Consider the following 13449-nt stretch of genomic DNA (forward strand, 5'->3'; position numbering starts at 1 on the left):
CAGTTAAGCCAACTGACTGGTCATTTTGGTTGTTCGGGAAACATCTACGCTAGTCATAGCTTGCAGCTGGCACCTCTATCTACGCCGACTCTGAACGCCCCGAGCACGGCTTGATTCAGCGGCGATCAGGCAAAAAGCTGTCTGAGCGAGGAACGAGCGAGTTCTTTTTGCCAGCCGATGGATCGGGCCGCGCGCAGGATCAGGCGTTCAGTGGAGGCAAGCGGGATTGTTAAGGGCGGAGTCCTTAACGCGCCAGCAGGCAAGATCCCAACTTGGATGCAGACTACATGGCTTGAGGATCGCCGCGGGTCGCGCCTCCCACTAGCCCACATGACAAGCCGAAATACAGGCGTTATAGCTAAGTTCGACTATTTTTCCTGCAATCTTCTACAACAAAAAATCCGGAATCCTGACTAAGGACTCCGGATTTTCTTTTGTACAATCAAAGACTCAATGAGATTAACTGATCGACATTCGGCGAAATGCCAGCCTTTTCAATCTGCTTGATACGCCAGCCTTACAGCTGGGTATGCAGGCCGCATTCGCGGGTTTCGACCGCCTTGGTCGGATCGAAGTAGTTGTCTTCGTTCGGCAGGTCGTGTTCGGCCAGGTAGGCTTGCATCTGCTCTTCGGTCCAGTTGAACAGCGGTGCGACCTTGATAACCCCGTCCTTGCTGGCGGTAACGATATCCAGCGACTGGCGGAACTCGGTCTGGTCCTTGCGGATCGCGTTCAGCCACAGGTCCGGTTTCAGCTCGGCCAGGGCGCGCTGGAACGGCTCCAGCTTGACCTGGCGGGTGAACTCCTCGTGCAGCGGATCGTCGATCTCCGGGATCCCTTTCATCAGCACGTTGCGGCGGGCGCTGGTCATCTGCGGGATATAGGTCTCGATATTCAGGTTCAGGTCGTTGATCACTTTCTCGGCGAAGCGGTAGGTGGCCGAGGTGTTGTAGCCGGAGTCGACCCAGAGCACCTTGATATCCGGCTTGACCTGGGTGGCCATATGCAGGATCACCGCTTCGTACGGGCGGAAGTTGGTGGTCACCAGCGGGTTATCGGACTGCTCGATCGCCCAGGCGATGATCTCCTGCGGCGTCTTGTCTTTCAGCTGTTCGTTGGCGGCGGCCAGATCGATATTCATAACGCTATCCTTTGTCCTGAAAGTCTGTGAAAACGCCCGGCCAGCTAAGCTTGGTCGGGCGTTCGGGGGCGGATTGATCAGCGGCGGAACAGCGGACGCGGATCGTCCGCCGCGCCCTGGTAATCGACGCTGATCTCGTCGAACGCCTCGATAATCTCCGGCTTGAAGCGGTCGTCCGGGATATCGTAGGCATCGAAGCCGCAGCGCTCCATGAACTCCAGCCGGTCGCGGCTGACGTCGCCGATCGCCCGTACCTGGCCGTTGAAGCCGGCCCGGCGCAGCAGGCGGGCGAAGCTGAAGCCGCGGCCGTCGGTGAAGGCCGGGATCTCGATCGCCACCAGTTGCAGCTTGTCGATCTCGGCGATGACGCTGTTGATGTCGTCATCACCGTTGATCAGCACGCCCAGCTGGCGGCCGGCCAGCTGATCCTTCTGGTCCAGGTAGCGGGCCAGCGGCAGCAGCAGGGCGCCGTCGGCCGGCAGGGCCTGTTCGTCTTCGACCCGCAGCCACGGGTCCTGGTCCACCAGTTGGCGATTAATGAGCAGGGGCATAGACACTCTCCTTAAACGGATCCAGGCCGACGCGGCGTACGGTTTCCAGGAAGCTCTCCTGTTCGCTGTCGCGCAGTTCGATATAGGTCAGCAGCAGTTTTTCCAGGGTGTTGGCCACCTCGTCGGCGGGGACTGCCTTGCCCAGTACCTTGCCGAGCGAGGCGTCGGCTTCGGAGGAGCCGCCCAGGGTCAGTTGGTACCAGTCTTCACCTTTCTTATCGACCCCCAGGATACCGATATGGCCGACATGATGGTGGCCGCAGGCGTTGATGCAGCCGGACATGTTGACCCGGATGTTGCCGATATCGTGCAGGTAGTCGACCTGTTCGAATTTCTCGTTGATCTGGTCGGCGATGTTCAGCGTGCGGGCGTTGGCCAGCGAGCAGTAGTCGAACCCCGGGCAGACGATCATGTCGGTCAGGGTACCGATGTTCGGTCGCGCCAGGTTGTTGTCCGCCAGCACCTGCCAGAGGGCGTACAGGTCGCCCTGCTTGACGTCCGCCAGCACCAGGTTCTGGTCATGGGTGGCACGGATCTCGCCGCCGCTGTAGCGGTCGGCCAGGTCGGCCACCAGATCCATCTGGCCATCGCTGATGTCGCCGGCCGGTTTCAGGTACGGCTTCAGCGACACCACCACGATGCGATAACCGGCCACTTTGTGGTTCACGGTATTGCGCTCGTACCAGGTGCGGAAATCTTCGTCGGCCGCCAGTTTGGCGTCAAGGTCGTTGTCGACCGCGCCGGCATCGTAGTCGAACGGCGTGAAGTGGCCCTTGATCCGTTCGATCTCGGCGTCGGTCAGCTTCAGCTCGGAATCGCGGATCTGCGCCCACTCCTGCTCGACCATCTCGCGGAACTTGTCCACGCCCAGGGCGCCGACCAGGATCTTGATCCGCGCCTTGTACTTGTTGTCGCGCCGGCCGTGCAGGTTGTAGACCCGCAGGATCGCCTCCAGATAGGTGAGCAGGTCGTGCTTGGCCACGAACGGACTGATCTGCTTGCCGATCACCGGGGTACGGCCCAGGCCGCCGCCGACCAGTACTTCGAAGCCGATTTCTCCGGCGTCGTTCTTGACCAGGTGCAGGCCGATGTCATGTACCTGGGAGGCGGCACGGTCGTCCGGCCCGCCGGTCACCGCGATCTTGAATTTACGCGGCAGGTAGGCGAACTCCGGGTTCAGGGTCGACCACTGGCGGATGATTTCGCAGTACGGGCGCGGATCTTCCAGCTCGTTGGCGTTGACCCCGGCGTACGGATCGGTGGTGGTGTTACGGATACAGTTGCCGGAGGTCTGGATCGCGTGCATCTGCACTTCGGCCAGTTCGGCCAGGATATCGGGTACCGATTCCAGCGTCGGCCAGTTGTACTGGATGTTGGTGCGGGTCGTGAAGTGGCCGTAGCCTTTGTCATAGGTGCGGGCGATATGGGCCAGCTTACGCAGCTGACGGGACGACATCAGGCCGTACGGGATCGCCACGCGCAGCATCGGCGCCAGGCGCTGGATGTAAAGGCCGTTCATCAGTCGCAGCGCGCGGAACTCCTCATCCGGCAATTCACCCGCCAGGAAGCGGCGTGTCTGGTCGCGGTATTGCGCGACACGCTCGTCAACCAGTTTCTGGTCCACTTCGGTGTACTGGTACATAGTCAGCTCAACCTTTCTTATTTAATCCGCCGCGACAGGGCCGCGGCGGGTTTCACCTCAATTCGTTTTAGTTACAGCGTCTACCGTTTCAGCCTTAGCAAGGCGTCCTCCGGCAAAGGCCGTATTAACCGGCCAGCACGAAGCGCAGGCCGATCGCTAGCAGCACAGAACCCATGATCGGTTGCATCACCCGCGGCGACAGCCGGGTGCCCAGGTGACTGCCGACAAATACCCCCGGCAGCGAGCCGGCCAGCAGGTAGGCCAACAGCTCCAGGTTGACGTTGCCCATCTGCAGGTGGCCGGTGCCGGCAATGCCGGTCAGTACCACTGCGTGCACCAGGTCGGTACCGACAATCGCGGGCATGGTCAGTCGCGGATAGAGCACGATCAACAGTGCGGTTCCCAGGGCGCCGGCACCCACCGACGACAGGGTTACCAGACCACCAAGCAGAATGCCGGTGGCGATGGTGATATAGGGGCGCCAGCGGCGGCCATGGTTGGCCAGCGGATGGTGCTGCCAGGCCATGGCCCGCTCGCGAATCTGGCTACGGAAGAACACTGCGACCGACGTCAGCACCAGTGAGACGCCCAAGGTCAGGTTCATCAGGTGCTCGATCTGCTCCAGGCCGCCCAGACCTCTCAGGTAGTGCAGGGTCAGCAGGCTGCCCGGGATGCTGCCGGTCAGCAGCAGCAGCACGATCTTCCACTCCACCATCTTCTTGCGGGCATAGGAGATCATGCCGCCACATTTGGTCACCGAGGCATACAGCAGGTCGGTGCTGACCGCCATCACCGGCGGGATACCGAAGCCTACGATCAGGATCGGGGTCATCAGCGCGCCGCCACCGATACCGGTCAGGCCGACGATGAATCCCACCACCAATCCCGCGAAGCTGTATGCAATTTCCATAAAGGGTTCCTGTGCGCGCGCTACCCTGCCGTTTGCGCCGGTCTTGCCGAAGGTCAGGACGCAGGGTTCGCCAATCATTGATGGCGCAATGATAGAGAGAGATTAATATAACCTAAAATAATAATTTGAAATTTTGTTATCTTGTTTGGGAATAAGAGGGTGTTTTTAGATAGAGGTGCCTTGAGCGGCGTGGCTGCGGCCAGGGCGTCAAGTGCCGAGCGAAGGTTTGATACAACTATTTGTTATTGATAAATTTCTATTTATTCTTTTTGGTTTTAAAGGCGCTCTGCCATAATGCGCCGCATCATCGCCGAATCTGCGTTCCGCGCGCAGCTGCCCGGCGAACCCGATTAACCACAGCGGAAAGAAGAGTCTGACATGAGTTTGTTGCCGGAACATCGCCTGACCCATCTGCGGCAGCTGGAAGCCGAGAGTATCCATATCATTCGCGAGGTTGCAGCCTCCTTCGAGAATCCGGTGATGCTGTACTCCATCGGTAAGGATTCTTCGGTGATGCTGCATCTGGCGCGCAAGGCCTTTCACCCGGGCAAGCCGCCGTTCCCGCTGATGCACGTCGACACCACCTGGAAGTTCCGCGAGATGATCGAGTTTCGCGACACCATGGCGGAAGAGGCGGGCATGGACCTGATCGTGCATATCAACCAGGAAGGGGTCGATATGGATATCAGCCCGTTCACCCATGGTTCCAAGAAGCACACCGATATCATGAAGACCCAGAGCCTGAAGCAGGCGCTGGACAAGTACAAGTTCGATGCCGCTTTCGGTGGTGCGCGCCGTGACGAAGAGAAGTCCCGCGCCAAGGAACGGGTGTTCTCGTTCCGCGACCAGAACCACCGTTGGGACCCGAAGAACCAGCGCCCGGAACTGTGGAACATCTTCAACACCCGGATCGACAAGGGCGAGAGTATCCGCGTGTTCCCGCTGTCCAACTGGACCGAGCTGGATATCTGGCAGTACATCTACCTGGAGTCGATCCCGATCGTACCGCTGTACTTCTCCGCCAAGCGCCCGGTGGTCGAGCGCGACGGTATGCAGATCATGGTCGACGACGACCGGATGCCGCTGCAAGAGGGTGAAGTACCGGAGATGAAGAGCGTCCGCTTCCGTACCCTGGGCTGCTATCCGCTGACCGGCGCGGTGGAATCCGAGGCCGCCACGCTGCCGGAGATCATCCAGGAGATGCTGCTGACCACCACCTCCGAACGCCAGGGCCGCGCCATCGACCACGACAGCGCCGGCTCGATGGAGCAGAAGAAGATGGAAGGTTATTTCTAGTTTCCAGTGATGAGCATACAGTTGACAGTGACAGGGCGGCCAAGCTGCCAGTCACCGTCAACCTCACTGGATACAGGATGCAAGGATGCAATTTGAAAATCTGGACGTATGGAAACGTAGCGCGCGGCAGTGTGCTGAAGTGTACAAATTTTTCTCAAATCAGGGTCATCGTGTTTTTAAAGACCAGATTTGCCGGTCTGCGCTGTCGATTCCTTGCAATATCGCAGAAGGAGTCGAGCGTGACAGCGCAAAGGAGAAAGTTCGCTTTCTCAATATTGCTAAGGGATCGGCGGCGGAATTCATTACCCAGAGCTACATCGGCATCGAGGCCGGGATATTGGACCGGAGTACCGGTCTGGGCTGGGTGAGAGAGGGACGCGAGATCGCGGCGATGATCGCCGGTTTGACAAATAGAATTAGAGCGGCGGAATCCTGTTAACTGGATACTGGCGACTGTTAACTAGAGAGCTTTCACAATGAGTCACCAGAGCGACCTGATCGCAACCGATATCGAAGCCTACCTGAAGCAGCACGAGAACAAGGAGCTGCTGCGTTTTCTGACCTGTGGCAGTGTGGATGACGGTAAGTCGACCCTGATCGGCCGACTGCTGCATGACTCCAAGATGATCTACGAGGATCAGCTGGCCGCGCTGCAGAGCGACAGCTCGCGGGTTGGCAATGCCGGCGAGGAGCTGGACCTGGCACTGTTGGTCGACGGCCTGCAGGCGGAGCGTGAGCAGGGCATCACCATCGACGTGGCCTACCGCTACTTCTCCACTGCCAAGCGCAAGTTCATCATCGCCGACACCCCGGGACATGAGCAGTACACCCGCAACATGGCCACCGGCGCGTCCACCTGCGACCTGGCGATCATCCTGATCGACGCCCGCCACGGCGTGCAGACCCAGACCAAGCGGCACAGCTTCATCGTCTCGCTGCTGGGCATCAAGCACACCATCGTGGCGGTCAACAAGATGGACCTGGTCGGCTTCTCCGAGCAGCGCTTCGAGGAGATCAAGGCCGACTACCTGGCGTTTGCCGAGTCGCTGAACCTGCCGGACATCAAGTTCGTGCCGCTGTCGGCGCTGAAGGGCGACAACGTGGTCAACCGTTCCGAGCAGTCCCCCTGGTACCAGGGCGAGCCGCTGATGAGCATCCTGGAAAACGTCGAGATCGCCAACGACAAGAACTTCGACGAGCTGCGTTTCCCGGTGCAGTACGTCAACCGTCCGAACCTGGATTTCCGCGGTTACTGCGGCACGCTGTCTTCCGGCGTGGTGCGTCCGGGTGATGCCGTTACCGTGCTGCCGTCCGGCAAATCCAGCAAGGTGAAATCGATCGTCACTTTCGAAGGTGAGATCGACGAGGCGTTTCCGCCGATGTCGGTGACCCTGACGCTGGAGGACGAGATCGATATCTCCCGTGGCGACCTGCTGGTGCACAGCGACAAGGTGCCGCCGGTGACCGACCGCTTCGACGCCACCCTGGTATGGATGGCGGAAACCCCGCTGGTACCGGGCAAGACCTATGATGTTAAGTTGGCGACTCAGGGCGTGGCCGGCAAGGTCAGCGCGATCCACCACCAGATCGACGTCAACACCCTGGCCCAGTCGCCGGCCGATTCGCTGCAGCTGAACAGCATCGCCCGTTGCGAGATCAGCGTCGAACGTCCGGTGGTGGCCGACCCGTATCGCCGTCACGCGGGCACCGGTTCGTTCATCATCGTCGACCGTCTGACCAACGCCACGGTGGCGGCGGGCATGATCTGCGACGGCCAGCTGTCGCAGCGTCGCGATGACGACCTGTTTACTGCAGAGCCGCAGGTGGCCAGTGCCGAGAAAGCGGCGCTGTTCGGCCAGCAGGCGGCCACCGTGCTGCTGCAGGGCGGCGACGCCGAACGTCGCGCCGGTCTGCTGTACGGTGCTGAACGCCGACTGGTGGACAACGGCAACGCAGTGGCGGTGCTTAACGAAGCATCGTTGGGTGAACTGGCCAGCCAGGCGGCAGCGGTTGCCGCACTGCTGAACAGCCAGGGGCTGCTGGTGCTGACCGACAGTGAAGCCTCTTCTGAGTTGGCGCGACTGACGCTGTCACTGGATGGTGGCGCCGGCGAGGGTCGTATCGACCCGCAGGCTGCGCCGGGCCAGCAGATCGATCAGTTGGTCGAGCTGCTGCAGGCGCGCGGATTGGTTTAGCCGGCCGCCGGTGCCGGCTGACTGGCCCCGACACCACCCCTTGCCCCGGCAGGGGGTGGTTGTTATTGAGCCGGACCCGTCAGGGTGCTGTACCGGGCGGTGTTGAATCCGGTAAAATTTAGCCATCTATTTACTTTAGAGTGTTCTAATTTACTGGCTGGCGGTTTTTGCGGCAGGGTAAGTGTTCCACGGAATAGCGACAAACCTATGACTGAATTTCTGCTCATCCTGATCAGTACCGTACTGGTGAACAACTTCGTACTGGTCCAGTTTCTTGGCCTCTGCCCGTTCATGGGGGTGTCCAACAAGCTGGAGTCGGCGATGGGGATGTCGCTGGCCACCACCTTCGTACTGACGCTGTCATCGGTGTGTAGTTACCTGGTGTACACCTATATTCTCGCGCCGCTGGAGCTGACCTTCCTGCGCACCATCTCGTTCATCCTGGTGATCGCGGTGGTGGTGCAGTTCACCGAGATGGTGGTCCATAAGACCAGCCCGCTGCTTTACAAGGTGCTGGGTATCTTCCTGCCGCTGATCACCACCAACTGCGCGGTACTGGGGGTGGCGCTGCTGAACATCAACAAGCAGAACAACTTCATGGAGTCGATCGTCTACGGCTTTGGTGCCGCGGTCGGCTTCTCGATGGCACTGGTGCTGTTCTCGGCGATCCGCGAGCGGGTCGCGGTGGCCGACGTACCGAAGCCATTCCGTGGCTCGGCGATCGGCATGGTCACCGCCGGCCTGATGTCTTTGGCTTTCATGGGCTTTACCGGCCTGGTGCAGTTCTGAACAGGGAGTTCCTATGAGTGCCGTACTCCTCGCCGTTGTCGTATTGCTGGTACTGGGCGCCGTGTTCGGCCTGGTGCTGGGTTACGCCTCGGTCCGTTTCAAGGTAGAGGGCAACCCGCTGGTCGACCAGATCGACGCGCTGCTGCCGCAGACCCAGTGTGGTCAGTGCGGCTACCCGGGCTGCCGTCCCTACGCCGAGGCGATCGCCAACGGCGATGTGATCAACAAGTGTCCGCCGGGCGGTCAGAGCACCATCGACGCGCTGGCCGATCTGCTGGACGTCGAGCCGATGACGCTGGATGCCGAGCATGGCGAAGAAAGCGTCAAGAAGGTCGCCTATATCCGTGAGGATGAGTGCATCGGTTGCACCAAGTGTATCCAGGCCTGCCCGGTGGATGCGATCCTCGGTGCCGCCAAGCAGATGCATACCGTGATCGCCTCCGAATGCACCGGCTGCGACCTCTGCGTCGAACCCTGCCCGGTGGACTGTATAGATATGTTGCCGATAGAAACCACCCTGACGTCCTGGAAGTGGGAGATGCCCACCCCCGGCGTGCAGCTGATCGCCACCGACCGTGGCCGTGGTCCGGTGTTTCAGGGAGCTGATAGCTGATGGGGAAGGTGTTTGCGTTTCATGGTGGTATTCATCCGCCGGAAAACAAAAAACAGTCGACAGTGTTGCCGATCCAGCCGGGCCCGCAGCCGAAGCGGGTACGGTTGTCGCTGCAACAGCATATAGGTGCGCCGGCCGAGCCGATGGTCCAGGTCGGCGACCGGGTGCTGAAAGGGCAGCAGATCGCCGCCCCGGTTGGTCGGATCAGTGCCGCGGTGCACGCCTCGGTGTCCGGCACCGTGACCGCGATCGGAGCGATGCCGGTCGCGCACAGCTCAGGCCTGGATGCACTCTGTATCGAGATCGAAAGCGACGGCCGCGAGCAGTGGGTCGAACGGCAGGGGCTGACGGATTACCGCAGTCTGAAGCGGGTCGATCTGATCGACTATATCCGTAATATGGGCATCGCCGGCATGGGCGGTGCCGGCTTCCCGACCGACGTCAAGCTGCATCTCAGCGAAGACCATATCGTCAACACGCTGATCATCAACGCCGCCGAGTGCGAGCCCTATATCACCGCCGACGATATGCTGATGCGCGAGCGCGCCGAAGAGGTGATCGGCGGCATCGAGGTGATCGCCCACCTGCTCAAGCCGAGCCATATCCTGATCGGTGTCGAGGACAACAAGCCGCAGGCGATCCGGGCGTTGCAACAGGCGCGTCGCGGCAATCCGCTCAATATCGATGTGGCGGTGGTGCCGACCAAGTACCCGTCCGGCGGCGAGAAGCAGCTGATAAAGCTGTTGACCGATGTCGAGGTGCCCAGCGGTCATATCCCGGCCGATGTGGGTATCGTCTGCCAGAACGTCGGCACCACGGTGGCGATTCATCGTGCGGTGCGACATGGCGAGCCGCTGATCTCCCGTATCGTCACCCTGACCGGCGAGGCATTGGCCCAGCCGCAGAACCTGGAGGTGGCGATCGGCACCCCCTTTGCCGACCTGCTCGACGCGGCGAGCCTGAAAGAGGGCCTGCTCAGCCGGCTAGTGGTGGGCGGCCCGATGATGGGCTTTACCGTCGATGACGACGAACTGCCGATCACTAAAACGACCAACTGCCTGATCGCCGCCACCGGTGATGAGATGCCGGCGGCCAACCCGGCCCAGCCCTGTATCCGCTGTGGCCAGTGCGAACAGGTCTGCCCGGCGGAACTGCTGCCGCAACAGCTGCACTGGTTCGCCAAGGGACGCGAGTTCGATAAGGCGCGCCAGCACAACCTGTTCGACTGCATCGAGTGTGGTGCCTGTTCCTATGTCTGCCCGTCGGAGATTCCGTTGGTGCAGTACTACCGCTTCGCCAAGTCGGAGATCCGCCAGGAAGAGGCCGAACAGCGCAAGGCCGAGCACGCCAAGCAGCGCTTCGAAGCCCGTCAGGCGCGGCTGGAGGCTGAAAAAGCCGAGAAAGAGGCGCGTCGCAAGCAGCGTGCCGAAGAGGCGGCCCGTGCCCAGGCGGTCAGAAAGGACAAGTCGGCCGCTGCGACCGCAGCCGCGCCGGCAGAGACCGATACCAAGGCATTGAAAACCGCGGCGGCGGTTGCCCGCACCAAGCTTAAGAAGGCACAGAAGGCCTACGAGACCGGCAAGGAGAGCGGTGCAGAGAACCTGGCCGAACTGGAAGCGGCGTTGAAAGCGGCCGAGCAGAAGGCCAACGAAGCTCAGCAAGCGCTGGAACAGGCCGAGCAGGGCACAGCGGCGTCAGCTGGTTCGGGCGCTGCCGCGCCGGACCTGAAACAGCTGAAGACCAACGCTGCGGTGGCCCGCACCAAGCTGAAGCAGGCCGAGAAGGCGCTGAAGAACGCCGAGGACAAGGGACTCGACGGTATCGACAAGTTGCGCGAGACCGTGAATGCGCTGCAGGCCAAGGCCGATGCCGCCCAACAGGCCTACGACCAGGCCCAGGCGGCACCGGCCCCGACGGCGGCACCGGTCGATATCAAGCAGCTGAAGACCAACGCCGCGGTGGCTCGCACCAAGCTGAAGCAGGCTGAAAAAGCGCTGGCGAAGGCCCAGCAGAGCGGCGAGGGCGATCTCGAGGATTTGCAGGCCAAGCTCTCCGAGCTACAGGCCAAGGCAGATAGTGCCCAACAGGCCTACGAGCAGGCCGAGTCGGGCGCTGGTCAAGCGGGTCAGGCGGTAGCACAGCCGGCGGTCTCCCAGGCTCAGCTCGATGAGCTGAAGGCCGATATGGAGGCGATGCAGGGCAAAGTCGCCAAGGCGCAGCAGGCATTGGACGATGCGCTCGCCAAGGGCAGCCCGGCGGCGGACAAGATGAAGGCCGGCGTCGACAAATTGCAGGCCAAGCTGGATGACGCCAGCAAAGCCTACCAGGATGCCCAGGCCCAGGCATCGCAGGTCGTTGCACAGCCGGCGGTCTCCCAGGCCCAGCTCGACGAGCTGAAGGCCGATATGGAGGCGATGCAGGGCAAAGTCGCCAAGGCGCAGCAGGCGCTGGACGATGCGCTCGCCAAAGGCAGCCCGGCGGCGGACAAGATGAAGGCCGGCGTCGACAAATTGCAGGCCAAGCTGGCTGACGCCAGCAAAGCCTACCAGGATGCCCAGGCACAGGTATCGCAGGCCGTTGCACAGCCGGCGGTCTCCCAGGCCCAGCTCGACGAGCTGAAGGCCGATATGGAGGCGATGCAGGGCAAAGTCGCCAAGGCGCAGCAGGCATTGGACGATGCGGTTGCCAACGGCAGCCCGGCGGCGGACAAGATGAAAGCCGGCGTCGACAAGCTGCAGGCCAAACTGGCTGACGCGCGGGCGGCCTACCAGGCGGCAGGCGGTACTTTACTTGAGGAACCGTCGGAACCAGAGCAGCCGCAAGCGCCGGAGCTGGACCTGAAAGCGCTGAAACAGCAGGTGTCGATCATGCGTACGAAACTGGGCAAGGCCCAGAAAGCGCTAGACGAAGCGGAGCCGCAGGGCACCGATCTATCCGCTCTGCAGGCCGAGGTCGACCAGCTGCAGCAGCGTCACGACGAAGCCAAGCAGCAGTTCGAGGCGGTCGAAGCCGGCCAGATTCAGGCTGCCGCCGCGCAGGGGGTCGACCTGAAGCAGCTCAAGATCGATGCGGCAATGGCCCGGGCGGCGGTTACCAAGGCCGAACGGGCGCTGGAAAAGGCGTTGCAGACCGCCGACGGCGAGTCGGCCGACGAGCAGTTGCAGCAAGAGCTGCAACAGGCGAAACAGAAGGCGGACGCGCTCAACGCAACCCTGAGCCGTTTCGAGTAACCGGTGCGACAGTTTAAGTGAATAATCCGATATGGCGCTGATTCGAGTAACCTCACCCCATGTACACAAGGCCAACCGCACTGCAGATGTGATGCGGCTGGTATTGCTGGCGACCCTGCCCGGTATTGCCGCGCTGAGCTTCTTCTTCGGCTGGGGCACTCTGGTCCAGCTGCTGTGGGCCTCGCTGCTGGCGGTCGGTATGGAAGCGGCGCTGATTAAGCTGCGTCGCCGGCCGGTGCTGTTCTACCTGCGTGATTACAGCGCGGTGGTTACCGCGGTGCTGCTGGCGCTGGCGATTCCACCGTTTGCTCCCTGGTGGCTGACCCTGGTCGGGGTGTTCGTGGCGATCGTGATCGCCAAGCACCTGTACGGCGGCCTGGGGCAGAACCCGTTCAATCCGGCGATGGTGGCCTATGCACTGCTGCTGGTCTCCTTCCCGGTGGAGATGACCCGCTGGGCAGCACCGACGGTGCTGCTGGAAAACGGTACGCTGGGGCTGGGCGACACGCTGGCGTTGATTTTCGCCGGACTGGATCCTGCGCTGGTCGACAGCGTTACCGGTGCCACGCCGCTGGATGCACTGAAACACCGCGGCGGGCTGACCACCGAGGAGGCCTGGCACAGCATCGATGTACTGGCTAACGGTGTCGGTGCCTGGCATGCGGTCAGTGCCGGCTTCTTCATGGGCGGTGTATTCCTGCTGTACCGCAAGGTGTTCACCTGGCATATCCCGGTGTCGATGCTGGCGACCCTGGCGGTACTGAGCACTCTGTTCTTCGGCTTCGCCCCGGACCAGTACGCCGATCCGTTCTTCCACCTGACCGTGGGCGGCACCATGCTGGGGGCGTTCTTCATCGCCACCGACCCGGTCACCGCGGCCACCAGCAACCGGGGCAAGCTGTACTACGGCGCCGGTATCGGCCTGCTGATTTTCATTATCCGCAGCTGGGGCAGCTACCCGGATGCGGTGGCCTTCGCTGTGCTGCTGATGAACCTGGCCGCGCCCTTTATCGATCTGTACAGCCAGCCGCGTACGTACGGCCATGCCCATGCCAAACGCGGCCTGAAGGAGGACAGCTGAG

The 13449-nt window shown here is 61.6% G+C and carries 11 protein-coding genes; 7 read left to right on the plus strand and 4 right to left on the minus strand.

Annotated features, from left to right (window positions below; translation table 11 throughout):
* Window positions 1–517 precede the first annotated feature (517 nt).
* From K6T12_RS02510 to K6T12_RS02525, 4 genes are all read right to left on the minus strand, one after another.
* On the minus strand, window positions 518–1141 hold the full coding sequence (locus tag K6T12_RS02510; protein WP_222219146.1) for a phosphoadenosine phosphosulfate reductase domain-containing protein: 624 nt from the start codon (window positions 1139–1141) through the stop codon (window positions 518–520).
* 77 nt (window positions 1142–1218) lie between these two features.
* Window positions 1219–1692, minus strand: a complete 474-nt coding sequence (locus tag K6T12_RS02515; protein WP_222219148.1) for a DUF934 domain-containing protein — start codon at window positions 1690–1692, stop codon at window positions 1219–1221.
* Entirely contained in the window at window positions 1676–3334 is a 1659-nt protein-coding gene (locus tag K6T12_RS02520) for a nitrite/sulfite reductase (RefSeq protein WP_222219150.1), read from the minus strand. Before K6T12_RS02520 ends, K6T12_RS02515 begins: the two co-directional genes overlap by 17 nt.
* A gap of 124 nt (window positions 3335–3458) precedes the next feature.
* Window positions 3459–4244: a sulfite exporter TauE/SafE family protein gene (locus K6T12_RS02525; RefSeq protein WP_222219152.1), complete on the minus strand. Its 786-nt coding sequence runs from the start codon at window positions 4242–4244 to the stop codon at window positions 3459–3461.
* Window positions 4245–4622: 378 nt separating this feature from the next.
* Here K6T12_RS02525 and cysD point away from each other — a divergent pair, with 378 nt between their 5' ends.
* The 7 genes from cysD to rsxD all read left to right on the plus strand — a co-directional run bounded on the left by cysD (window position 4623) and on the right by rsxD (window position 13448).
* Window positions 4623–5540 (plus strand): sulfate adenylyltransferase subunit CysD, encoded by a 918-nt coding sequence (cysD, locus tag K6T12_RS02530; protein ID WP_222219154.1) that lies wholly within the window; start codon window positions 4623–4625, stop codon window positions 5538–5540.
* An 85-nt stretch (window positions 5541–5625) separates the two neighbouring features.
* Window positions 5626–5979 (plus strand): four helix bundle protein, encoded by a 354-nt coding sequence (locus tag K6T12_RS02535; protein WP_222219156.1) that lies wholly within the window; start codon window positions 5626–5628, stop codon window positions 5977–5979.
* 37 nt (window positions 5980–6016) lie between these two features.
* On the plus strand, window positions 6017–7735 hold the full coding sequence (gene cysN, locus K6T12_RS02540; protein WP_222219158.1) for a sulfate adenylyltransferase subunit CysN: 1719 nt from the start codon (window positions 6017–6019) through the stop codon (window positions 7733–7735).
* Between the two features lie 207 nt (window positions 7736–7942).
* The gene (gene rsxA / locus K6T12_RS02545; RefSeq protein WP_222219160.1) at window positions 7943–8524 is read left to right on the plus strand and encodes an electron transport complex subunit RsxA; all 582 of its coding nucleotides are present in this window, start codon (window positions 7943–7945) and stop codon (window positions 8522–8524) included.
* A 13-nt stretch (window positions 8525–8537) separates the two neighbouring features.
* Complete coding sequence (gene rsxB / locus K6T12_RS02550) at window positions 8538–9137, plus strand: electron transport complex subunit RsxB (protein WP_222219162.1); 600 nt, start codon at window positions 8538–8540, stop codon at window positions 9135–9137.
* Window positions 9137–12367, plus strand: a complete 3231-nt coding sequence (gene rsxC, locus K6T12_RS02555; RefSeq protein ID WP_222219164.1) for an electron transport complex subunit RsxC — start codon at window positions 9137–9139, stop codon at window positions 12365–12367. Before rsxB ends, rsxC begins: the two co-directional genes overlap by 1 nt.
* Before the next feature lie 31 nt (window positions 12368–12398).
* On the plus strand, window positions 12399–13448 hold the full coding sequence (gene rsxD / locus K6T12_RS02560) for an electron transport complex subunit RsxD (protein WP_222219166.1): 1050 nt from the start codon (window positions 12399–12401) through the stop codon (window positions 13446–13448).
* Window position 13449 lies beyond the last annotated feature (1 nt).

The organism is Marinobacterium arenosum (assembly GCF_019795155.1).
GTDB lineage: Bacteria > Pseudomonadota > Gammaproteobacteria > Pseudomonadales > Balneatricaceae > Marinobacterium_C > Marinobacterium_C arenosum.

Excerpts from the sequence above, each read along its gene's own strand:
- rsxD (WP_222219166.1), top strand. The coding sequence starts at position 12,399 with ATGGCGCTGATTCGAGTAACCTCACCCCATGTACACAAGGCCAACCGC.
- K6T12_RS02520 (WP_222219150.1), bottom strand. The coding sequence starts at position 3,334 with ATGTACCAGTACACCGAAGTGGACCAGAAACTGGTTGACGAGCGTGTC.
- cysD (WP_222219154.1), top strand. The coding sequence starts at position 4,623 with ATGAGTTTGTTGCCGGAACATCGCCTGACCCATCTGCGGCAGCTGGAA.
- K6T12_RS02535 (WP_222219156.1), top strand. The coding sequence starts at position 5,626 with ATGCAATTTGAAAATCTGGACGTATGGAAACGTAGCGCGCGGCAGTGT.
- cysN (WP_222219158.1), top strand. The coding sequence starts at position 6,017 with ATGAGTCACCAGAGCGACCTGATCGCAACCGATATCGAAGCCTACCTG.
- rsxA (WP_222219160.1), top strand. The coding sequence starts at position 7,943 with ATGACTGAATTTCTGCTCATCCTGATCAGTACCGTACTGGTGAACAAC.
- K6T12_RS02515 (WP_222219148.1), bottom strand. The coding sequence starts at position 1,692 with ATGCCCCTGCTCATTAATCGCCAACTGGTGGACCAGGACCCGTGGCTG.
- K6T12_RS02510 (WP_222219146.1), bottom strand. The coding sequence starts at position 1,141 with ATGAATATCGATCTGGCCGCCGCCAACGAACAGCTGAAAGACAAGACG.
- K6T12_RS02525 (WP_222219152.1), bottom strand. The coding sequence starts at position 4,244 with ATGGAAATTGCATACAGCTTCGCGGGATTGGTGGTGGGATTCATCGTC.
- rsxB (WP_222219162.1), top strand. The coding sequence starts at position 8,538 with ATGAGTGCCGTACTCCTCGCCGTTGTCGTATTGCTGGTACTGGGCGCC.
- rsxC (WP_222219164.1), top strand. The coding sequence starts at position 9,137 with ATGGGGAAGGTGTTTGCGTTTCATGGTGGTATTCATCCGCCGGAAAAC.